We start from the raw sequence: 22,376 nt of genomic DNA, 5'->3' as shown, positions 1-22,376 counted from the left end.
GGGGTGGCCTCGACGAGAATGGCCGGATGCCTGAGATCTCCGTCGAGAACGTCACCGGCCCCGTCGCCTACCACGCGGAGGGCCCGGTGTGGTGGCCCGGGTGGGGCGGCCTGCGGTACGTGGACATGCTCGCGGGCGACCTCCTGACGCTGCGGCCCGACGGCGGCGTCGACCGTCTCCACGTGGGTGACCACGCGGCCGTGGTGCGGCCGCGTACCGGGGGCGGGTTCGTCGTCGGGCTCGCGCGGTCCGTCGCGGTCGCGGACGACGACGGCGCGCCGGTCCGTCCCCTTGCGACGCTCGTCGAGGACCCGACGGTCCGGCTCAACGAGGGCGCCTCCGGGCCGGACGGCGCGTTCTACGCCGGCGGCCAGGCGGAGGGCGACCGGCCGAGCGCGCTGTACCGGGTGGAGGCCGACGGGTCGACGCGCGTCGTGCTCGACGGCATCGAGGTGTCCAACGGCCTGGGGTTCTCGCCGGACGGCACGCGGGCGTACTACGTCGACTCGGCGACGCGGCGCGTCGACGTCCTCGACGTGGTGCCGGCCGAGGAGGACGCGCGCGGCCTCGTGCGGCGCCGCCCGTTCGTCGAGGTCGACCCCGACGACGGCATGCCCGACGGTCTCACGGTCGACGCCGAGGGCGGTGTCTGGGTCGCGCTGTGGGGCGGCGGCGCGGTCCGGCGCTACTCCCCCGACGGCACGCTCGACGCCGTCGTCCCGCTCCCCGTGTCGCAGGTCAGCGCGTGCACGTTCGGCGGCGACGACCTCGACCGGCTCTACGTGACGACGTCGCGCCAGGGTCTGGACGACCCTGACCCGGACGAGGCCGCGTCGGGCTCGCTCTTCGTCGCGGACCCCGGCGTGCGAGGGCTGCCGGTCCTCCTCTTCGCCGGCTGAACGGCGCCCCCGGGTCGTCAGCGGACGGCGTCGCGCACGCGTTGCTCGGCGCGGCCCAGGCCGTCGATCTCCAGGGCGACGACGTCGCCGTCGCGCAGGTAGGGGAAGCGGCCCGAGAGCGCGACGCCCTGCGGGGTGCCGGTGTTGATGAGGTCGCCGGGCTCGAGAACCATGTACTGCGACAGGTGGTGCACGAGGTAGGCGACGTCGAAGATCATGTCGGCTGTCGTCGAGTCCTGGCGGGGTTCGCCGTTGACCCAGGACCGCAGCCCGAGGTTCTGGGCGTCGACCTCGTCGGCCGGCACGAGCCACGGGCCGAGCGGGTTGAACGTCTCGCAGCTCTTGCCCTTGGACCACTGCCCGCCGGAGACCTTCATCTGGAAGTCGCGCTCGGAGACGTCGTGGGACAGGACGTAGCCGGCGACGTGGTCGAGCGCCTCCTCGGGGGACGACAGGTAGCGCGCGCGGCGTCCGACCACGACGCCCAGCTCGACCTCCCAGTCGACCGTCGTCGCGCCGGGCGGCACGAGGACGTCGTCGTACGGGCCGACCACGGTGTTGGAGTGCTTCCAGAAGACGATCGGGACGTCGGGCGGGGTCGAGCCGGACTCGGCGGCGTGCTCCGCGTAGTTCATCCCGATGCACACGACCGCGGTCGGGCGAGCGACCGGCGCGCCCACGCGCAGGTCGTCGGCGCCGTCGAGCACGGACAGCGCGCCTGCGGCGAGCGCCGCGCGGACCCGGCCGACGCCGTCGGCCGCGAGGAACGCGCCGTCGATCTCGGTGGTGAGCGGGTCGAGGGAGTACACGACCCCGTCCTCGCGGACGGCGGGACGCTCCTGGCCGAGGGGGCCGAGACGGACGAGCTGCACGGGTGGGTCTCCTAGGTCGGGACGGGTGGCGAGGCGGGCTCGCCGGGGCGCGAGAGCAGTGTGCGCGTTCTCAGGCGAGGGCGCGCGCGTGGTCCGGGTTCACGATCGACGGCACGGGGCGGCCTGCGAGGAAGTCGACGGCGTTGCGCGCGGTGTGCACGGGAAGGTCCTGCATGGCCTCGGGCGAGAACCACGCGGCGTGCGGGGTGAGGAGCACGTTCTCGAGGGTGCGCAGGCGCGAGTCCGCGGGCAGGGGCTCGGTCGCGTAGACGTCGAGCGCGGCGGAGCCCACGTGGCCGGACGCGAGCGCGTCGGCGAGCGCGTCCTCGTCGACGAGCGGGCCGCGGCACGTGTTCACCACGCGCACGCCGGGCTTCGCGGCCGCGAGCGTGCGGGCGTCGAGCAGGTGGCGCGTCGAGTCGGTGAGCGGCGCGTGCAGCGTGATGACGTCGGCGCGCGCGACAGCCTCGTCGAGCCCCACGGTCTCGTGTCCGTCGGCGGCGACGGCCGCCGCGTCGACGAACGGGTCGTGCACGAGCACGCGGTAGCCGAGCGCCCGCGCCGAGCGCGCGACCTCGGAGCCGATGCGCCCGTACCCGATCACGGCGACGACCGTGCTGGACAGGCGCGCGGCGTGCTGCGCCGTCGGGGCCCACGTGCCGGCGCGCAGCGCGCGGTCGTAGGCGACGAGGCCGCGGTCGAGGGTGAGGATCATCGCGACCGTGTGGCTCGCGACCTCCTCGATGCAGTAGGTCGGGGTGTTCGCGACGGCGACGCCGCGCGCGGTGGCGGCCGCGACGTCGACCATGTCGTAGCCGATGCCCATGCGCGAGACCATGCGCACCCCGCCCGTCCCGGCGACGGCGTCGAGCACGCGGGCGGTGATGGGCGCCCACTGCACGACCAGCGCCGACGGCGCGGAGCCGCCCGCTGCGGCCTGCTCGACGGCGGCGATCACCTCGTCCTCGGTGCGTGCGGCGGCGCGCACGGCCCGCAGCCCGGCGGCGGTCAGGGTGTCCTCGCACGCGGTCCCGGGCAGGTCGCAGTCGGTGATGACGACGGTGTCGGCTGTCATGCGCTGAATGCTATAGCAGATAGCAACGACGGCCAACCGTCGGGCCGGTCGGATGCTATAGCGTGGCCTCATGACCCTTGCCCCGGACGGCGCTCGTCGCCGACTCGCCCTCGTCACCGGCGCCAGCTCCGGCATCGGTGCCGCCACCGCCCTCCAGCTCGCACGCGACGGGCACGACGTCTGGCTCACGTACACCGGCGGCGAGGCCGGCGCGCGCGCTACCGCTGCTCGCTGCGAGGAGGCGGGCGCCGCGACGCGCGTCTCCCGCCTCGACCTGCGCGACACCGCGTCCGTCGAGGCGCTCGTCGCCGAGGTCACCGACGCGTGGGGACGCCTCGACGTGCTCGTCAACAACGGCGGCGTGTGCCCCTACCGCGCGCTCGACGACATCGAGCTCGACGAGTGGGACATGGTCATGGAGACCAACGCGCGCGGCACGTTCGTGCTGTCGCGCGCCGCGCTCCCGCTGCTGCGCGCGGACCGTCCGTCGCCCGCAGGAGTCACGACGACACCCGACGAGCGGGCCGCGCGCGACCGCGCGATCGTCAACCTCTCCTCGATCGCCGGCGAGCAGGGCGCACTCAAGACCGGGGTCCACTACGCCGCGAGCAAGGCCGCGATCCTCGCGATCACGCGCTCGTTCGCGCGCATCCTGGCGAGCGAGGGCATCCGCGTGAACGCCGTGACCCCCGGCCCGGTGACGAGCGCGATCACCGACCAGCTCGCCCCCGACGCCCGCGCCGGGCTCACCGCGTCCATCCCCCTCGGGGACTTCGGCACGCCCGACGACGTCGCGTGGGTCGTCGCGTCCCTCGCCTCCCCGCGCGCCGGGTTCGTCACGGGCGCGACGTACGACGTCAACGGCGGCGTCCGGATCGACTGACCACGCTCCCCCGCACACCCCTGCCCGAGGAGGCACCCATGAGCACGTCCCCGTCCGCCGTCGTCACCGCCCAGGTCGACGCGTTCAACGTCCGCGACCTCGACGCATTCTGCGCGACGTACGCGCCCGATGCCGTCGTGAGCGGCGTGACCCCCGAGCCGATCGTCGGTCGCGACGCCCTGCGCGCGTTCTACGCGAGCCGGTTCGAGGACACCGCGCTGCACTGCGTGATCGACGCGTCCGTGACCTTCGGCGACCGCTGGCTCGTCGCCCGCGAGCTGGTCACGACGTCGAACGGCACCGGCGAGACCGTCGCGACGTTCGAGGTGCGCGACGGCCTCATCACCCGCGCGAGCATGGTCAAGGGCTGACGCGTACCGCGCACGTGGCGCGGCGCGCGATCCCTCGCCGCCGCGTCCTCCCGGTGCACGGGCCGGAGACTTCCAGGGAAATCCGCGGGACCGCTCTGAGGCGCGGGCGTTACGGTTCGCCCATGACCGACGTCGTCACCGACCGCCTCGTGCTCCGCTCCTACGCCCCCGAGGACGAGGACCACTTCACCGGGCTCCTCGGCGACCCCGTGGTCACCCGCTGGATGGGCGTTCCCGCCCGGCCGCTCCGCGAGGTCTTCCGCTCGGTCGTCGCCGCGGAGCCCACCTGGGACATCTGGGCGATCTGGGCGGACGGCGTCTACGTCGGCCACGGCGAGCTCAAGCCGAGCCCCGACCCGCACGTCGACGGGCACGAGCTGGTCTATGCCCTCGTTCCCGACGCGTGGGGCCGTGGCCTCGGCACCGAGATCGCGGAGGGCATCACGAAGCACGGCCTGGAGACGCTCGGGCTGGATGCCGTCCATGCCACCGTCGCCCCGGAGAACGAGGCGTCCCTGCGCCTCCTGCGTCGGCTCGGCTACGTCGACGCCGGGTCCTGGGTCGACGACGACGGCGACGCGACGCTGTGGCTGGTCAGGAGGGGCTAGGGACCGACGGGTTCCGGTGCGCCCGGGTTCAGGTGAGGCCGTAGCGCGCGTCGAGGTCGGGGTCGTGGGGCGGGTTGCCGAAGGACGCGGTCCAGGCGCCGTCGGCAGCGATCGACTGGCCGGACACGTAGCCCGCCTCGTCGGACAGCAGGAACGCGACGAGCGCGGCGATCTCCCCGGACTCGGCGATACGGCCGAGCGGCGGGCCCTCGGCGAGCGCACGCTCCTCGGCTGCCGGGTCGGCGGCGCGCGCGATCTGGGCGTCGAGATGCGGGGTGCGCACGCCGCCGGGCGCGACGGTGTTGGCGCGGATGCCGTACCGCCCGTACGTCACGGCGACGGACCGCGCGAGCGCGTCGATGCCGCCCTTGGTCAGCTCGTAGGCGGCGTGGTCGGCGAACGCGGCGCGCCCGTGGATCGAGCCGATGTTGACGATCGACCCGCCGCTCACCTGGTCGGTGAACGCCTCGACGGCGGCGGCGCAGCCCCACAGGTAGCCGAGGCCGTTGATCTCGACGACGTCGCGCGCGTCCCGCTCGACCTGCGCCGCACGCGCCGGGTCGGCGAGCGCGTGCAGCGGCGTGCGGACGGTGATGCCCGCGTTGTTCACCCATCCGCCGAGCGGCGCGAGGTCGCGCGCGGTCCGCGCGGCCTCTCGGTGGGCCTCGCGGTCGCGCGAGTCGCCCAGCACGACGGCGGCGCACAACCCCTCCTCGACCGTCCCCGAGCCCGGGGTGCGCTCCAGCCCGACGACGCTCCACCCGTCGGCGGTGAGACGTGCCGCCACGGCGCGGCCGATGCCCTTGCCGCTGCCGGTGACGACGACGCTGCGACGTCTGTTCAGGTGCCTGTTCACGGGTTCGGCCGCGGGTCCTGTCACGAGCGTGCCTCCAGGTCGAAGCGGTCAGGGTCGAGCGTGAAGCCCAGACCAGGGGCGTCGGGCGGGATGGCGTGGCCGCCGTCGAACACCGGACCGCCGCGCACGAGCAGCGGCGCGGGGTCGTAGGGGTTTCCCGAGGGCGAACGGTCGAACGTCTCGACGCCGATGCCCGCCGCGCCACCCAGGTGCACGCTCACCTCGGGGTACACGTGGCTGGAGACCACCATGCCGCGCGCGGTCCACGCGCGCACGAGCGGGTCGGCGGCGGTGATGCCGCCGATCGCGACGACGTCGACGCGCGGCACGTCGAGCGCGCCCAACGCGTCGAGGTGCGCGAAGACCTCGGGGTCGGTCACCTCGTCGCCGACGGAGAGCGGCAGCCCGGACGCGTCGCGCACGCGCGCGGCGCCGACCGCGTCCTCGGGGAGCAGCGGGTCCTCGAGCCACGCGAGCGCAGGCTCGACTTCTCCCGACTGCCCCTCCGCACCCGTGACTCCCCACGCGTCGAGGTCCGCGAGCGCCTCGTCCGCGTCGCGCCAGCCGAAGCCCACGTCGACGACGACGCCGCTGCGCCCGGCGACGGTCGGCCGGCCCGTGACGTCCGGCAGCTCGGCGCGCAGGATCGTGAGCAGGTCGCGCATGAGCGCGCGGTCGGGCGAGCGCGAGATCTTCAGCAGCGGCCACCCGGCGCGCCCGTGCGTGAGCACCTCGTCCGCGACGTCGCGCGCGGTGCGGCCCGGCGTCGGGTAGGCGGCGACGAGGATCGCGGGCCGCGGCGCGGCGACCGGGCCCGCGGACCCAGCGAGGTCGGCGCCGTCGTCGAGCAGGCTCCACACCGGCCGCCCGGCGAGCCGGCCCGCGAGGTCCCACAGCGCGACGTCGACCAGGCCGATCGCGCGCCGCACGAGGCCCACGCGGCCGACGATCGCGGACCCGCGCAGGGCCGCGTCCCACGCGGCGCCGACGCTCGCGCGCGCGGCGACGCCGTCGGACGCCACGAGCTCGCGCCCTACGACGTGCGGGGCGACGAGCCGGTCCACGAGCTCGGCCATGGGCGCCTCGCGCGTGAGCGCGTACGACTCCCCCGCGACCGTCCGGCCGTCGTCCGTCTCGGCGACGACGCGCACGCCGACGTACTCGCGGCGCTCGACCGTCATCGCGCCGAGGCGCAGCGGCTGCGGCAGCGGGACGACCGTCGTCGCGGTGCGGACGGCGACGACGCGCGCGGTCGTGGCGGCCACGCTCACTCCGGCTTCTTCGCGAGCGGCACGCCGTAGTCGACGAGGAACCCGCCGTCGACGTAGACGGTCTGGCCGACCATGTACGCCGCCTGGTCCGAGACGAGCCAGCTCACCGCGTTGCCGATCTCCTCCGGCTGCGCGAGCCGGCCCGCCGGGATGCGCGCGAGGATCGTCTCCTCCGAGAGCGTGCCCTGCGCGACGCCCTGGCGGAACACGCCCGTGTCGATGTAGCCCGGCGCGACGGCGTTGACGCGCACGCCGCGCGCGGCCCACTCGGCGCCCGCGGTGGCCGTGAGGCCGATGACCGCGGCTTTCGTCGTGGAGTAGGGCGCGCGCCCGGCGGACCCGCGCGCAGAGATCGACGAGATGTTGACGACGGCTCCCCGACCCGCGGCGAGCATGTGACGGCCCGCGGCCTGGAGGCACGCGAAGACGCCGTGCAGGTTGACGTCGACGACGGCGGACCACTCGTCCCACGTGAGGTCCTCGAGCGCGCGGTGGCGCTGGATGCCCGCGTTGTTGACGAGCGCGTCGACGCCACCGAACGCGGCCGCGAGGTCGTCGAACGCGGCGCGCACGGCGGCGTGGTCGGTGACGTCGAGCGGGGTCCACACGAGTCCCGGCGTGTCGGGGACGGCACCGAGGTCGAGCGCGGGGAGGTCGTGCTGCACGACGTCCGCGCACACGACGCGGAACCCGTCGGTCGCGAGGCGCTCGGCGACGGCACGGCCGATGCCGGCCGCTCCCCCGGTGACGACGGCGAGCGGGACGCGCGGGGCGTCGGGGGCGGGGGTGGTCACTGGTCCTCCTCGGGGACGGGACGGATCGGGGTCGCGGGTGCGGTGTGCGGTGGTGCGACCGCGCCGGGGGGCCAGGCCGCGATGCCGGCGAGCACGTCGTCGACGACGGCGCACGCGTGCCGCTCCAGGCGTTCGAGCGAGCCCGGCGCGAGCGGCGACTGCCACGCCTGGTAGGCGCCGACGTCGTACGCCTCGCGCGTGGGCAGGTAGACGAAGCCGGGGCCGTTGGTGAGGTTGGCGACGACGACGGGCCGCACCCCGGCGTGGGCGCGCACCGTGCGCTGGAGACGCGAGTACGCCTCGCCGGGGTGCGCGACGAGCAGCGCCTCGCCGACGCGCCACACCCACGTGGGGTGCGACACGGTCGGGCCGGCGACGTAGCCGTCGCGCAGGTTCCGGGCGCGGCGCAGGCGCTCCTCGCGCGAGCGGGGATCGATGCCCGCCCACTGGGCCTCGAGCTCGTCCCACGTCGGGAGGTCGCGCAGGTCGAGCGTGACGGGCTCCTCGACGGCGGCGAGGGTCCGGGCGTCGGGGCGGGCATCGGTGTGGGGGCCTGTGCCCGTGCCGGCGAGAGCGGCCGACGGCGCGGGCTCCCAGACGGCGAGCGGCGCGCCGGACTCGACGACGTGGGTCAGCTCCAGCTCCGTGCCTGGCGGCGGGAGCTCCGCGAGCGCCGCGAGCACGGCGTGCCCGAGCGACGTGCCGTGGCGGTCCGCGACGGCGGTGTCACCCGTGTACTGCTCGCGCGGGGCGAGCTCGCCCGACGCACCCTGCAGGAACGCGACCGGGGCGCCCGTCTCACGCTCGACGAGGTCGCGCATCGCTCCCACGTAGTCGGGCGAGACGAGGCGGTTCTGCCACGCGAGCGTCGTCGGGTGGCACGCGTAGTTGACGATCGTCGCGAGGGCGACGGGCCCGCCCGGGTGCGCGCCGCCGTCGGGCGACGTCCCGGTGGGTGCGGCGCCGGACGCGGGCGTGGGGCCGGGGCGCGCGGTGAGACGACCGACGACGACCGTGTCGTCCGCGGTGTCGGCGCCGGGAGAGCGGGGAGTGCCGGCGTCGGGGTTGAACCCGACGAGGGGTCGCGGCTCGGCCGCCGCGCTCGTGCCCCCGTCTCCGGCGCAGCCGTCGAGCAGCGCCTCGCGGTTGGACGCGAGGCCGCAGCGCCCGGTGGTCCACTCGAGGACCGCCGGGCGCAGCGACCCGATCGCCTCGACCGCGGCGGCAGCCGCGGCGCGGGCGAGGTCGTGGAGGTACTCGATGCCGCGGTCGCCTCCCGGGAGGTCGGCGTCGCCCGAGCACAGGACGGGCCCGGCGTGCGTGTGCGAGAGCGACACGAGCAGTCGCTCGGCGGGCAGGCCGGTCGCGTCGAGGACCGTCGTGCGCAGCGCTGCCTCGTCGTCGACCCGTCGCCACCACGTGCCGTCGATCGTCACGAGGACGAGCGGTGCCGCGGGGTCGGCACCGGCGGCCGGGTCCTCCGCGAGCGCGACCGCCGTGAGCGTCATCGTGCGGTGGGCGCCCTCCGAGACGTCCCAGTCCGCCGGACCCCAGTTGCGCGCCCGGACGCCGGCAGGGGGCGTCACGTCGCGGACGGCCACGCCGGCCAGGCCGACGAACGCGGGGACGGGGGCCCTCGTGTGCAGGGCGACCATCGCACCTCCTCTGGGCTCGGGAGTGCCGATGCTATAGCATGTTCCTCTGTCGGCACGTCCCACCAGGGCAGGCACCGTGGCCGCTACCCTTCGGACGAGCCGACCGACGACGATCCGAGCCCGCCGTCCCCACGACACCACGGAGAAACCATGGCGCTCAAGAGCGTGCCGGACCAGAACGTCGCCGACCGTGTGACGGTCGAGCTGCGGGAGGCGATCTTCAGCGGGGACCTCGCGCCGGGCGAACGGCTCGTCGAGCGCAAGCTCGCCGAGCGCCTCGGCACGAGCCACATCCCGGTGCGCGAGGCCCTCACCCGCCTCACGCAGGAGGGCCTCGTCGAGCGGCTGCCGCACCGCGGGGCGCGCGTCGCCGCGCTCACGAGCCGCGACCTCGAGGAGATCTCGAGCCTGCGCACGCTGCTCGAGCAGTTCGCCGTCGTGCGGGTCCAGGACGCGTGGGACCCCGCCAAGGAGGCGAAGCTGCGCAAGACCGTGCAGCAGATGGTCCAGGCGGCGGAGAAGGGCAGCAACGCGCGCGTCTTCGAGCTCGACCGGCGCTTCCACGAGCAGCTCTGGGAGATGGCCGACCACCGCATGCTCATGACGCTCAACGCCCAGCTCCGCAGCCGCATCACCGGGTTCCTGCGCGCCGCGAACGCGGCTCTCGAGCCCGAGGCGCGCGTCGAGCACGCCCGCACCCACGAGCTCATCGTCGACGCCATCGCCGGCGGCGACCCCGACACCGCCCGGCGCGTCATGGCCGAGCACATCGGCGAGGCCGCTGCCCGCCTTGCGAGCCACACCGAGGACGAGGCAGAGCCCGCCGTCGGGGCCTGACGCACACCGGCCCGACCGCAGAGCACCAGCTGCCCGACGTCACAGCGCCCGAGGGCCACCGGTCGACCTGCCGAGGGGATGCACCCGCATCCCCGGTACTCAGGGAGGCCGAACATGGCACGCATCATCGTCGTCGGGGGCACGGGCCGCGTGGGCTCGCGCGTCGTCGAGAAGCTCACCGCGCACGGGCACGACGCCGTCGTGGCGTCACGACGCACGGGCGTCGACGCGTACACCGGCGCGGGACTGGCCGAGGCGCTCGACGGCGCCGACGTGGTCGTCGACATCACCCAGGCGCCGTCGTACGTCCCGGACGAGGTCCGGGACTTCTTCGCCACGTCGACGGCGAACCTCGTCGCGGCCGAGAAGGCTGCGGGCGTGCGCCATCACGTCGCGCTCACCATCGTGGGGACCGACCGACCGCAGGGCATCGGCTACTTCCACGGCAAGGCCGAGCAGGAGCGCGTCGTCCGGGAGTCGGGCGTGCCGTACTCGCTCGTGCACGCGACGCAGTTCTTCGAGTTCACGCCCGCGATCATCGGCACCGCCACGCAGGGCAACACGGTGCGGGTGTCGAGCGCGTCGATCCAGCCGATCGCCGCGGAGGACGTCGCGACCGCCGTCGCGCGCATCTCCGCGGGCGCCCCCGTGGGCGACGTCGAGATCGCCGGGCCAGAGGTCCTCTCGATCGGCGACCTCGTTCGCCGGACGCTCGCCGCGCAGGGCGTCGAGCGAGAGGTCGTCTCGGCGGACGACGCACCGTACTTCGGCGCGCCGATCGAGGAGCGCACGCTGGTCGCCCTCGACGGCGCCGAGCTCTTCGGCACGCGCCTCGACGACTGGCTCGCCGCCCAGGCAGCCTGACGGTGCACCCCGGGTGGCGGCACGCCGCCGCCCGGGGTGTCGTGCGTGCCCAGCCCGGCCCGCACGGTCCGTCGCGTCGCACGCCGACGGTCGTCCCGCGACCCTACTTTTGCTATAGCATCCCGTCAACACCGGCCCGCGACCCTGGACGGCCATGCACCTGCGCACCGCCACGCCCGACGACGTCCCCTCCCTCTACGCCCTGTGGGGGCGCGCGTTCGACGCGGCGCTCATGGTGCCGGTCTACGAGACCGACGACGGCCGGCTCGAGCGCACCCACGTCGCCGCCGACCCGCTCGACGGCCGGGTCGTGGGCTCGGTGTACTGGACGCCGCGCAAGCTCGGCGGGCCCGACGGCGGCACCCTCCGGGCGGGCGGTGTCGCGAACGTCGCGACCGCCCCCGAGGCGCGGGGCCGTGGCCTCGTCCGCGCACTGCTCTCCCGAACCGTCGAGCAGATGGAGCGGGACGGCGCGGACGTCGCGCTGCTGTTCACCGGCACCCCGGATGTCTACCGGTCGAGCGGCTTCGAGACGTTCGACGTGCCGCTCCTGCGCGGCGCACCGCGTCCGGTCGACGACCCGGACACCGGACAGGAAGACCTCGACGACGACGGGCTCCCGACGGACGCCGCGCCGTCGGACCGCGTGGGCGACGCCCCCGTGCGGGTCCGCACCGACCGCCTGCCCGGCGTCCCGTGGCCCGCGTGGTGGGTCGCGCTGCGGTGGGAGCAGCTCGCCGTGCTGCACGACGCGTTCGACACCGTGCCGGGCGGACCGCGTCCCCTCGCCACCCGGCGCACCGCCGAGCACTGGGAGCGCCGCATCCCGCTCTGGTACTCCGGCGCCGAGGTGTTCACCGCGCGGGCTGCGACCGGGAAGGTCGTGGGCTACCTCGTCCTCGAGCCCGGACCGGGCCTGCTGAAGGTCCGTGAGCTCGGCCTGGACCCGACGGCGGAGCGCGCCGGCGAGGTCGTCGACGCGCTCGCGCGCACCACGCTCGACCGCGCGCGGCTCCACGGTTCCCCGGCCGTCGAGGTGCGCCTGCCCGCACACCCCCTCACCGACCGCTTCGCCGCGATGGTGCTCGACGCGCCCGTCGCCGACACCGACACGACCGGGATGCTGCGCCCGGTCCGCGCGGGGGCCGACGTCGTCGCTCGCCTGCACGTGGCCGCGGCGGCGGGGTCTGGCTTCCACTGGCCGGGCGACTACCTCTGACCACCTCCCGTCGCGCGAGGTAGAACCGCGGTCTGCCGAGGTAGAACCCTGGTCCGCCGAGGTAGAACCCTGGTCGCGCGAGGTAGAACCGTGGTCGTGTCGGACGTCGCGTCGTCGGCTTGGGTGTCGGGGTGGGTGGGGGCGCCGCGTCTTCCATCCGCGCCGCTCGTTCCTCGCGGCGCTCCCGCCAGGCCCGACCACGACGCGGCGCCCCCACCCACCCCTCCCGGCATCACCCACCCTGGTCCGTGCCCACCCGTGCATGACCGCGGTCGCGCGGCACCGGCGAGCGCCACCTGGCGGACCACGGTTCTACCTCGATGGACCAGGGTTCTACCTCGGCGGGCCAGCGTTCTACCTTGGCGGGCGAGGTCGCTCACGGCGGCGCGGGACGTCGCCGCGGCGACTCGAAGTTTCGTTGCTATGGCATCCTGGCTACGAAGAAACGGTGCTGACCTGGGATGATGCAACGACTTTACGGGTTGACGATGCCATAGCATCCGACTAGTCTCCGGAGGGTCCGGTTCACCGTCGCAACGACGCGCACGAACCCGCTGACCCCGACCCAGCACCGGAACCGCACGACCCGCAGCACCGCTCCCCCGGAACACCCCGCAGCCCCGGGCCGCCGGAGCCACCGCGTCGCCCGCCCATACGGCGTCCCTCCCGACGTCCCGAAGGGTGCCTGAGTTGTCCCCCATCTCCCGACCACCGTCCGTCCCCACGTCGCCGGCCCTCGGCCGAGGCGCCCCTGCCGTCGACGCCACGCCGGCGTCGCCCCCGCCGTCCCGTCGGCATCTCCTGCGCGTGGCCGGCGTCGCGTCCCTCGCCGCCGGTGCCGTCGCCCTCGCCACCGGCGGCGCCCACGCCACCCCGTTCCCCACGACGAAGGACGGGAAGCCCGACGCCGAGGTCCTCGTCGCCGCGAGCGTCGCCGAGCTCACCGGGTGGAAGGCCACGAAGCTCGACGACGGCACCGTCGCCCAGCTCCTCGGCCACGCCACGCCCGGCGACGGCGCCGCACGCCTCGTGCGCTACGACGCCACGTCCACCGCCGCACCCAACGGCGGCACCGTCCTCGCCCCGCAGGACGCCGGAGCCGAGGGCCGCTGGCACACCCTGCACACCGGAACCGCCGACTTCCGCTGGTTCGGCGCCCTCGGTCCCGACGCCCCGGCCGGCAGCGCCGATGCCGCGCTCGACGCCCTCGTCGACGACGCCAGCATCAGCCGCATCGAGGCCCACACCGACCTCAACTTCGTCCGCCGCCACACCTTCACCCGCTCCCACCTCGAGCTCGACTTCGGTGGGCACACGGTCACGAGCGAGGGCATCGAACGCAACGCGCACGACAACCCGTTCGGGGCGGTCCTGTTCTTCCAGGGCCGGGTGACCGACGAGACGCAGAGCCGCACGCTCTCCGCGACGCTCCCCGACCTGGCCGACGTGTTCGAGGTCGCCGACGCGGGCGCGTTCGCCGTCGGGCAGTGGTGGGCGCTGCGCTCGGACGAGCGCCCGGGCGGCGGCGGGGACGAGCGCGAGCTCCAGCGCCTCGTCCAGGTCACGCAGGTGCTGGACGCGACGCACGTGCGAGTCGACTACAAGAACGGCTGGGAGCTGCCCGCCGGACGCGTGCTCACCTGGACGCGCGTCGAGCCCGTCGAGCAGGTGCACGTGCGCGCGATGACGTTCCACGGTTCCGGGCCCTTCGACGGCCCGGCGAACGGCGAGCTGCCCGACGACCGCGAGATGACCGGCTCGCACCCCGTCGCGTTCGAGTACGCGGTGCGCTGCGACGTCGCGGACGTGCACGGCCACCGCACGTGGTGGCCGGTGATCATGCGGCGCTGGAACACCCACTTCGTCACGGAGCGGTGCTCGGTCGCCAACCCGCCGACGGTGTTCTACGGCGGCGCGGGGTACCTCACGCAGCAGATCTACTGCCTGTACGGGCGGGTCTCCGACTGCACGAGCCACAACGCGCGGCACCTCAACGACCTCACCGCGTCGGCGTACTGCCTCGTGGAGAACTGCCACGGCGACGGCGACGACCAGGGCGGCAACCCCTTCACGACCCACGGCCAGTACGAGCACGACCTCGTGTTCGTCGGCAACAGCGGGCTCATGGACATCGCCAACTCGGGCGGCCAGTGGGGGACGGCGGCCAAGCGCATCACGGTCAGGCACCACACGTGCTCGTGGCTCGTCGCGGGCACCAAGATCACGGACCTCACGCTCGAGGACGTGCACGTCGTCGCACGCTCGACGTTCGACCCGCAGGCCACGCTGACGATCAACGCCGACGGCGCGCAGGTGCGCGGCTGCACGGCGGGCTTCTTCGCCGTCGGGCAGCGGTCGTCTCTGTCGCGGCGCCCGACGGTCGTCGAGGACTGCGCGTTCGCGCTGCCCGCAGGGTCCGTGCTGCACCAGACGCCGGTGACGAACCCGGTGCACTTCGTGCGCACCCGCATCACGGGGGTGGACGGCACGATCCTGCGCGGCGCCGGCCCCGTGACGTTCACCGACTGCGAGCTCGTCGGCGGCACGGACGACGCGCCGGCCGCGCCGGTCGACCTCGGCTCGGCGGACGTCACCGTCACGGGCGGGTCGTGGCGCGGCGTGGGCGTGCGGCTCAGCGGGGCGCGGGACCAGCGGGCCGTGGTCGACGGCCTGCGCGCGTCCGGCACGACGACGGCCGGCGCGCTCGTCTCCCGCGGCGCCGGGGCCGGCGTCGTGGACGTCACCCTCCGCGGCGCCGACCTGAGCGTCCCGGCCGGCACCGCGCACGTCGCCCTGCGGCCTGGTGACCGGTATGCCGCGACCGGCACGCGGTTCGCGGGCGGCCGCCTCGACCTGCCCGACGGCGTACGCGTCCTCCACGCGCGCAACGTCGAGACCGGCGTCGACCGCGCCGGGCTGCCGACGACGGGCGTCGACGTCCTGGTGGACGCCAACGTCGTCGTCTGACGCGCCCGGGCTACCGCCCTCGGGCACTCACCCGCCCTCCCACCGACACCCGCGCCGTCGTGCGCGGGCCGACGAAAGGACACCCATGACCCTCGACACCACCATCGGACCGGCGGACGCCGCCCCGTCCGAGGGCGCCCAGCCGCCGTCGCGCCGCAACCTCCTGCGCGTGGCGGGCATCGCCTCCCTCGCCGCGGGCGCCGTCGCCCTCGGGAACGGCACCGCGCACGCGGCCCCGCTCATCGCGAAGAAGGACGAGAAGCCCGACGCCGGGGTCCTCGTCGCGACGACCGTCGCCGAGCTCACTGGCTGGAGGGCGAAGAAGCTCGACGACGGCACCGTCGCCCAGCTCCTCGGCCACGCCACCGCGGGCGACGGCGCCGGCCGGCTCGTCCGCTACGACGCGGCCTCGAAGGCGAACCCGAACGGCGGCACCGTCCTCGCCCCGGCGGACGCCGGGGCCGAGGGCCGCTGGCACACCCTGCACACCGGAACCGCCGACTTCCGCTGGTTCGGCCTCTTCGGACCCGAGAACCCGGCCGACGACGCGCTCGACGCCCTCGTCGACGACCCCAGCATCACCCGCATCGAGGCCCACACCGACCTCAACTTCGTCCGCCGCCACACCTTCACGCGTTCCCACCTCGAGCTCGACTTCGGTGGCCACCTCATGACCACCGAGGGAATCGAGAAGGCGGGTCAGGACGACCCGTTCGCGGCGGTCCTGTTCTTCCGCGGGAACGTCACGGACGACGTCCGGACGAACACGCTCACGGCCCTCATGCCCGAGCTCCGCGACGACTACGAGGTCGCGGACTCGTCGCAGTTCGAGGTCGGCCAGTGGTACGCGCTCGAGGTGAACGCGCTCGCCGGGCGGTGGGAGCGCGAGCTGCAGCGTCTGGTGCAGGTCACGCAGATCGTCGACGCCACCCACGTGCGTGTCAACTACAAGGCGGGCTGGTCCCTGGCGAAGGGCCGCACGCTCACGTGGACGCGCGTCGAGCCCGTCGAGCAGGTGCACGTGCGCAACCTCGCGTTCCGCGGTCGGCCCGACGGCGACCAGTACACCGGCTCCCACCCGGTCGCCTACGAGTACGCGGTGCGGTGCGACGTGGAGAACGTGCACGGCGTCGCGACGTTCTGGCCGCTCGTCATGCGTCGCTGGAGCACGTTCTTCCGCACGTCGGGCTGCTCGCTGACCAACCCGGCGTCGGTCACGTGGGGCGGCGCGGGCTACCTGACGCAGCAGATCTACTGCAACTACGGGCACGTCGTGGACTGCCACACGACCAACTCGCGACACCTCAACGACTGGACCGCGTCGTCGTACGGGCTCGTGGAGAACTGCCACGGCGACGGCGACGACCAGGGCCCTTTCGTCACGCACGGCCAGTACGAGCACGACCTCACCTACGTGGGGAACTCGGGGCTCATGACGTTCGCCAACTCGGGCGCGGCCTGGGGCGGCGCGGCGAAGCGCATCACGGTGACGCGGCACGTGTGCTCGTGGTTCGTCGCACGCGTCAAGGTCACCGACCTCACGCTCGAGGACGTGCAGGTCATCCGCAAGGACGGCCTTGCGGGCTCCGGGATGATGTGGGTCAACGCCGACGGCGTGCAGCTCCGCGGCTGCCAGGCCGACGACACCCTGATCATCTCCCAGGCGTCGGCGCTGTCGAAGCGGCCCAACGTCATCGAGGGGTCTCGCTTCGCAGTGCTGCCCGACACCGCGATCACCCAGGCGAACGTCACGAACCCCGTGCACCTCGTGCGCACCACACTGAACGGGCTGAAGAACGCCTCGTTCGCCGGGAAGGGACGGGTCGTGCTGGACGCGTGCACGCTCGAGGCGGCCGAGGGCGAGGGCACGGTCACGGCGAGCGGCGACCTCACGGTGCGCGGCGGCGTCGTGCGCAACGTCGCGATCGTCGCGGCGGGCGCCGCGGAGCAGACGATCCAGCTCGACGGCGGCGCCCGGCTGGAGGGAAAGCCCGCGGGCGGCAGCTTCCTGCGCCGGGCGAAGGCGGACAAGCCGGTCACGTGGGCGCTCGACGGCGTCCGGAGCACCGCGCCGTCGGGTGACACTGGACACGTGAACCTAGACGCAGGTATCAACAAGTGGTCCGCGACCGGCTCGACCTTCGCGGGCGGCAGCCTCGCGCTCGCGCCGTCCGCGCTGGGCGGCGAGTCGTACGTGCTGCACAGCGGCAACGTCGAGCAGGGCGTGACCCGCGCGGCCTTCCCCGAGGACGGGGAGCGCGTCGTCACGACGGGCAACCTCGTCGTCTGAGGGCGCCCCACCGGCAACCGGCCGAGGACAGCGCGGGCCGAACGCGTGCGCACGCGCCACCGGCCTCCGCCCGAACCCGGGGTTGCGCGCCAGGACGACCCGTTCGTGGCGCGCAACCCCGGGTTCGGCAGGCGTCGAGAGCCCATCGGCGCAAAAGGTCACAACTCGGCATCTCGTCGCCGACGAGTTAACACGAGCGCCGATCTGGCGTAACATCGGCCTGGCAGGCTTGCTATAGCAAATAGCAAACGAGGCTTGCCGGGGCCGGAAGACCCCGACCCGCAGGACCATCGCAACGGAGCAAGGACCGCACACGTGACCCCCACCCACCAGCCCGTCACCGTCGCCCTCGTCGGCGCCGGCAACCGCGGTCAGACGTACGCGCGCTGGATCGCCGAGCACCCGGAGCGTGCACGCCTGGTGGCCGTCGCCGACCCTCGCCCGCACCAGCGCGGGCTCGTGGTCGACCAGGCCGTCGCCGCCCAGGCCGGCTCCCTCCCGGACGTCGCGCAGTACGCGTCGTGGCGCGACCTCGTCGCCGCGGGCGAGGCCGACCGTGCGGCAGGGGGCACCGGGCGGCTCGCGGACATGGTGATCGTCGCGACGCAGGACCGCGAGCACCGCGACCCGGTCGTCGCGCTCGCGCCCCAGGGGTACGCGATCCTCGTCGAGAAGCCGCTCGCCCCGAGCCCCGAGGAGTGCCGCGACGTCGTCGACGCGGTCGAGGCGTCGGGCGTGCTCTTCGGCGTGTGCCACGTGATGCGCTACATGCCGTACACGGACCTCGTGAAGTCGGTCGTCGACTCCGGGGTCCTGGGCGAGATCGTCAACGTCCAGCACCTCGAGCCCGTGGGCTGGTGGCACGACGCCCACTCGTACGTGCGCGGCCCGTGGCGCTCGGAGAAGACGTCGAGCCCGATGCTGCTCGCGAAGTCGAGCCACGACCTCGACTGGATCCGCTACGTCACGGGCAAGCGGATCACGACCGTCGCGAGCTTCGGCTCCCTCAAGCACTTCCGGCCCGAGGAGCGTCCCGCGGGCGCTGCCGACCGCTGCCTCGACTGCCCGCTCGAGCCGACGTGCCCCTACTCGGCGCCGCGCCTGTACCTGTCGACGCTGCGCGAGAAGGGCCCCATCTGGCCCGTCACGGTCATCACGGACGCGACCGACGAGGCCGGCGTCGTCGAGGCCCTGCGCACCACCGACTACGGCCGCTGCGTCTACGCGTCCGACAACGACGTCGTCGACCACCAGGTCGTCGCCATGGAGCTCGAGGGCGGCGGCGCGGCGACGTTCACCATGACCGCGTTCTCCGAGCAGGACCACCGCAAGACGCAGATCTTCGGCACCCACGGGTGCCTCGACGGCGACGGCGAGAAGGTCCGCGTCACCGACTTCCGCGACGGCACCGTCACGGTGCACGACGGCGGCCACCACGGCGCCACCAACGCCGCGGACGACCACGGCGGCGGCGACTCGGGCGTCATGGACGCGTTCGTGCGCGCCGTCGCGACGGGCGACCCGAGCCATGTGCGCTCCGGTGCCGTCGAGTCACTGCAGAGCCACCTCGCCGTGTTCGCGGCCGAGGAGTCGAGGCACCGGCGCACCGTCGTCGACGTCCCGGCACGCTGACCACCCGCACCATCCACCCCGCGCCCGCCCTCCGGGCGGGACCTCACCAAGGAGACACGTCGATGACCCTGCGCACGACGAAGCGCCTCTGGACCGCCGCTCTCGCGGTCGGCACGCTCGGCGCGCTGAGCGCCTGTGCCGGCGGCGCCGGCGCCGGCAGCTCCACCCCCACCCCCGAGGACGGGGCCGCGTCCGGCTCCGTCACCATGTGGACCTACCCCGTCATCGCGGACGAGGCGGCCCACAAGGCGTTCTGGGACGAGCAGGTCGCGGCCTTCCAGGAGGAGAACCCTGACGTCGACGTCACGGTCGAGATCTACCCCTGGGCCGGCCGCGACGAGACCCTCGCGACGGCGATCGCGGGCAACAAGGGCCCGGACGTCGTCTACCTCATCCCGGACCAGATCCCCAAGTACAGCAAGTCGCTCGCGGCCGTCGACAACTACGTCACCGACCAGGTGGGCGACCTGCGCGAGAACGCGTCGAAGGCCGTCACGGTCGACGGCGCGATGCTCGGCTCGCCGCTGATCATGAACAGCAAGCCGCTCGTGTGCAACGCCGCGGCGTTCGAGGCCGTCGGCGAGGCCGGCAACTACCCGGAGACGTGGGACGACCTCATGGCGCTCGCGCCGACGTTCCAGGCCGCGGGCTACGACGTCACCAACTACTGGGGCTCGGTCGACGCGACGCTCAACGAGTCCTTCTACCCGCTGCTGTGGCAGGCGGGCGGGTCCGTCTTCTCCGAGGACGGCTCGTCGGTCGCGTTCGACTCGCCCGAGGGCGTCGAGGCGCTCCAGCTCGTGGTCGACCTCGCCGAGGGCGGGTTCATCGAGAAGGACCTGCTGACCACGATCCCCGCGTTCGAGCAGACGAACACCGCCAAGGGCAAGATCGCCTGCACGTGGCAGCAGGGCCCGGCCGACGTCGCGGGCTTCTGGGGCGAGGAGAACGTCGTCGTGCTCCCGCCGCTCAAGGAGGCCGAGGCGGTCGCGTTCGGCACGGTCGGCTCGCTGTCCGTGCTCAAGACCGCGGAGAGCCTCGACGCCGCCGGGAAGTGGGCGGCGTTCGCGACGTCGCCCGAGGTGAGCACCGAGTACGCGAAGGCGGCGGGCTGGTTCTCGCCGTACGAGAGCGAGTCCGGCCTCTACGCCGACGACCCGGTCCTGTCTGCGCTCGAGGACACGCTGCAGTACACGACCGCGGGCGAGGTCAACGAGAAGTCCCGTGAGGTCATGGGCGTGCTCGCCCCGGAGATCCAGGCCGCGCTCATCGGCAAGAAGACGCCGGAGCAGGCCCTGAAGGACGCGGCCGCGGCGGCAGACCCGCTGCTCGGCTGACCCACGTCGCGGCGCGGGCAGCCTCCCCCTGCTGCCCGCGCCGCGACACCTCGCGGTACGAGAGGAGAACCATGACCGCGACCGCCCCCACCTCGGACGGGCTGACCGCCGAAGGGCCAGACCGGCGCCCGGCGTCGTCGAGGCCCCCGCACGGTGCGACCCGCCGCGTCCTGGAGCGCCGTGAGGCGAGGATCGGCCTGCTGTTCGCCCTCCCCGCGTTCCTGCTGTTCCTGCTGTTCCGCTTCGGCCCCGCCATCGCCGGCGTCGCGCTGAGCTTCTTCGACTACACGATCGGCGTCGGCGCCGAGTGGACGGGCGTCGAGAACTTCCGGCGCATGGTCGACGACCCGATCTTCTGGTCGGCGCTGCGCGTCACCGTGGTGCTGAGCCTGCTCATCGTGCCGGTGTCGCTCGCCATCTCGACCCTCATGGCGCTCATGGTGCGCCGCTCGTTCCGCGGCTCCGGCTTCTACCGGTCGGTGTTCTTCCTGCCCGTCGTCACGAGCCTCGTGCTCGCCGCGACCGTGTTCACGTGGGTGTTCTCCACGAACGGTCCGTGGTCCAAGCTCATGGGCGCGCTCGGGTTCTCGACGGAGTCGTGGCTCGGCGACACGCTGCTGGTGCTGCCGGCGCTCGCGATGGTCGCCATCTGGTCGCGCTTCGGGTACGGGATGCTCATCCTCCTCGCCCGCATGCAGGACCTGCCGCGCGAGCTCGAGGAGGCCGCCGCGATCGACGGTGCCGGGCCCTGGAAGCGGTTCTGGCACATCATCGCCCCGCAGCTCAAGCCCACGCTGTTCTTCCTCGCCGTCATCGAGACGACCGCGTCGTTCCAGATCTTCGACCTCGTCTACGTGATGACGGCGGGCGGCCCCGCCCGGGCGAGCTACAACCTCGTCTTCTACATCTACGACCAGGGCTTCAAGTACTTCGACCTCGGCTACGCGAGCGCGCTCGGCGTGGCGCTGTTCGTCGTCACGCTCGTGGTCGCCCTGCTCCAGCGCCTCGCCATCGGGAGGGACAAGTGACCACCGTCGACCCCACCACCACCGGGCGGGTGCTCGAGGGCGCCGCCCTGCCCGTGCGACCCACCGCGACCCGGCGCCGCCGCGGCCGCTCCGGCGCCAGCGACCTGTCGGTGCGCGGCAAGCTCGTGCGCTACGCCCTGCTGTCTCTCGCCGCCGTCGTGACGATCTTCCCGTTCTACGCGATGGTCGTGCTGTCGCTGAAGCCGGCCGCCGCCATCGACTTCCCCGCGTCGCTCCTGCCGACGAACCTCACGACCGAGGCCTACGGCCGCGTGCTCGGCGCGGGCAACATCGGCACCTGGCTCGTCAACACGCTCGTGTACTCCGTCGTGTCCGTCGTCGCGGTGCTGCTGCTCGCGTCGATGGCGGGCTACGCGTTCGCCAAGAAGAGGTTCCCCGGGCGCGAGGCGATGTTCTGGTCGTTCCTCGCGATGGTCATGGTCCCGTACCACGTGACCCTCATCCCGACGTTCATCCTCATCGCGCAGGCGGGCGGGCTCGACACGTACTGGGGCCTCATCCTGCCGACGCTCGCGAACGCGCAGGCCGTGTTCCTCATGCGCCAGTTCATCCTCGACCTGCCCGACGAGCTGTTCGAGGCCGCGAAGCTCGACGGCGCCTCGGAGTGGCGCATCTTCCTGCGCATCGTGCTGCCGCTGTGCAAGCCGATCCTCGCGACGCTCGGCACGTTCGTCTTCCTGTGGCACTGGAACGACTTCCTGTGGCCGCTGATCATCGGCCAGGGCACCGACCACTGGACGCTCACCGTCGGGATCGCCTCGCTCCAGCAGCAGGACGTGCCGCTCAACATGGTGCTCGCGGGCGCCACCATCTCGTTCGTACCGATCTTCGCCTCGTACCTCGTGGCCCAGCGCTTCTTCGTCGAGGGCGTCACCTCGTCCGGCATCAAGGGATGAC

The 22,376-nt window shown here is 73.7% G+C and carries 19 protein-coding genes; 13 read left to right on the top strand and 6 right to left on the bottom strand.

Annotated elements, in window-relative coordinates; all coding sequences use genetic code 11:
* Positions 1–26 precede the first annotated feature (26 nt).
* The gene (locus ACMXGY_RS04985; RefSeq protein ID WP_483775783.1) at positions 27–899 is read left to right on the top strand and encodes an SMP-30/gluconolactonase/LRE family protein; all 873 of its coding nucleotides are present in this window, start codon (positions 27–29) and stop codon (positions 897–899) included.
* Between the two features lie 17 nt (positions 900–916).
* Here ACMXGY_RS04985 and ACMXGY_RS04980 read toward each other — a convergent pair whose 3' ends face one another.
* Together ACMXGY_RS04980 and ACMXGY_RS04975 are read right to left on the bottom strand one after the other, a co-directional pair.
* A complete protein-coding gene (locus ACMXGY_RS04980) occupies positions 917–1,771 on the bottom strand; it encodes a fumarylacetoacetate hydrolase family protein (protein WP_483775782.1) in 855 nt (284 codons plus the stop codon).
* Between the two features lie 70 nt (positions 1,772–1,841).
* A complete protein-coding gene (locus tag ACMXGY_RS04975) occupies positions 1,842–2,846 on the bottom strand; it encodes a C-terminal binding protein (protein ID WP_483775781.1) in 1,005 nt (334 codons plus the stop codon).
* A gap of 70 nt (positions 2,847–2,916) precedes the next feature.
* Between ACMXGY_RS04975 and ACMXGY_RS04970 the strand changes: the two genes are divergently transcribed.
* From ACMXGY_RS04970 to ACMXGY_RS04960, 3 genes are all read left to right on the top strand, one after another.
* Positions 2,917–3,729, top strand: coding sequence for an SDR family NAD(P)-dependent oxidoreductase (locus tag ACMXGY_RS04970; protein ID WP_483775780.1), 813 nt, complete (start codon positions 2,917–2,919; stop codon positions 3,727–3,729).
* A 38-nt stretch (positions 3,730–3,767) separates the two neighbouring features.
* A complete protein-coding gene (locus tag ACMXGY_RS04965) occupies positions 3,768–4,100 on the top strand; it encodes a nuclear transport factor 2 family protein (protein WP_483775779.1) in 333 nt (110 codons plus the stop codon).
* Between the two features lie 122 nt (positions 4,101–4,222).
* On the top strand, positions 4,223–4,708 hold the full coding sequence (locus ACMXGY_RS04960; protein ID WP_483775778.1) for a GNAT family N-acetyltransferase: 486 nt from the start codon (positions 4,223–4,225) through the stop codon (positions 4,706–4,708).
* A gap of 28 nt (positions 4,709–4,736) precedes the next feature.
* Here the strand turns inward: ACMXGY_RS04960 and ACMXGY_RS04955 are convergent, their stop codons facing one another.
* From ACMXGY_RS04955 to ACMXGY_RS04940, 4 genes are read right to left on the bottom strand one after another with little or no spacing between them, the layout of a single operon-like run.
* Positions 4,737–5,564 (bottom strand): SDR family NAD(P)-dependent oxidoreductase, encoded by an 828-nt coding sequence (locus ACMXGY_RS04955; RefSeq protein ID WP_483775777.1) that lies wholly within the window; start codon positions 5,562–5,564, stop codon positions 4,737–4,739.
* A gap of 20 nt (positions 5,565–5,584) precedes the next feature.
* On the bottom strand, positions 5,585–6,829 hold the full coding sequence (locus ACMXGY_RS04950) for an enolase C-terminal domain-like protein (RefSeq protein ID WP_483775776.1): 1,245 nt from the start codon (positions 6,827–6,829) through the stop codon (positions 5,585–5,587).
* Between the two features lie 2 nt (positions 6,830–6,831).
* Positions 6,832–7,629, bottom strand: coding sequence for an SDR family NAD(P)-dependent oxidoreductase (locus tag ACMXGY_RS04945; RefSeq protein WP_483775775.1), 798 nt, complete (start codon positions 7,627–7,629; stop codon positions 6,832–6,834).
* Positions 7,626–9,284 (bottom strand): hypothetical protein, encoded by a 1,659-nt coding sequence (locus ACMXGY_RS04940; RefSeq protein ID WP_483775774.1) that lies wholly within the window; start codon positions 9,282–9,284, stop codon positions 7,626–7,628. The genes ACMXGY_RS04945 and ACMXGY_RS04940 overlap by 4 nt, the downstream gene beginning before the upstream one ends.
* Before the next feature lie 150 nt (positions 9,285–9,434).
* On the opposite strand from ACMXGY_RS04940, the gene ACMXGY_RS04935 reads away from it, so the two are divergent.
* The 9 genes from ACMXGY_RS04935 to ACMXGY_RS04895 all read left to right on the top strand — a co-directional run bounded on the left by ACMXGY_RS04935 (position 9,435) and on the right by ACMXGY_RS04895 (position 22,375).
* Positions 9,435–10,121: a GntR family transcriptional regulator gene (locus ACMXGY_RS04935; protein WP_483775773.1), complete on the top strand. Its 687-nt coding sequence runs from the start codon at positions 9,435–9,437 to the stop codon at positions 10,119–10,121.
* 114 nt (positions 10,122–10,235) lie between these two features.
* Positions 10,236–10,985: an SDR family oxidoreductase gene (locus ACMXGY_RS04930; protein ID WP_483775772.1), complete on the top strand. Its 750-nt coding sequence runs from the start codon at positions 10,236–10,238 to the stop codon at positions 10,983–10,985.
* Between the two features lie 154 nt (positions 10,986–11,139).
* Positions 11,140–12,204 carry a GNAT family N-acetyltransferase gene (locus ACMXGY_RS04925; RefSeq protein WP_483775771.1) on the top strand — a complete coding sequence of 355 codons (1,065 nt, stop codon included), beginning with the start codon at positions 11,140–11,142 and terminating at the stop codon, positions 12,202–12,204.
* An 807-nt stretch (positions 12,205–13,011) separates the two neighbouring features.
* Positions 13,012–15,171: a peptidase C14 gene (locus ACMXGY_RS04920; protein WP_483775770.1), complete on the top strand. Its 2,160-nt coding sequence runs from the start codon at positions 13,012–13,014 to the stop codon at positions 15,169–15,171.
* Between the two features lie 85 nt (positions 15,172–15,256).
* A complete protein-coding gene (locus ACMXGY_RS04915; protein WP_483775769.1) occupies positions 15,257–17,461 on the top strand; it encodes a peptidase C14 in 2,205 nt (734 codons plus the stop codon).
* Positions 17,462–17,776: 315 nt separating this feature from the next.
* A complete protein-coding gene (locus ACMXGY_RS04910) occupies positions 17,777–19,093 on the top strand; it encodes a Gfo/Idh/MocA family protein (RefSeq protein WP_483775768.1) in 1,317 nt (438 codons plus the stop codon).
* Positions 19,094–19,155: 62 nt separating this feature from the next.
* On the top strand, positions 19,156–20,430 hold the full coding sequence (locus ACMXGY_RS04905; protein WP_483775767.1) for an ABC transporter substrate-binding protein: 1,275 nt from the start codon (positions 19,156–19,158) through the stop codon (positions 20,428–20,430).
* Between the two features lie 71 nt (positions 20,431–20,501).
* A complete protein-coding gene (locus ACMXGY_RS04900; protein ID WP_483775766.1) occupies positions 20,502–21,458 on the top strand; it encodes a carbohydrate ABC transporter permease in 957 nt (318 codons plus the stop codon).
* Positions 21,455–22,375 (top strand): carbohydrate ABC transporter permease, encoded by a 921-nt coding sequence (locus ACMXGY_RS04895; RefSeq protein ID WP_483775765.1) that lies wholly within the window; start codon positions 21,455–21,457, stop codon positions 22,373–22,375. The genes ACMXGY_RS04900 and ACMXGY_RS04895 overlap by 4 nt, the downstream gene beginning before the upstream one ends.
* The last annotated feature ends 1 nt before the right edge of the window (position 22,376 follow it).

This window comes from Cellulosimicrobium sp. G4 BAM 1002, from assembly GCF_057126935.1.
This window is presented reverse-complemented; position numbering and strand designations above follow the sequence as displayed.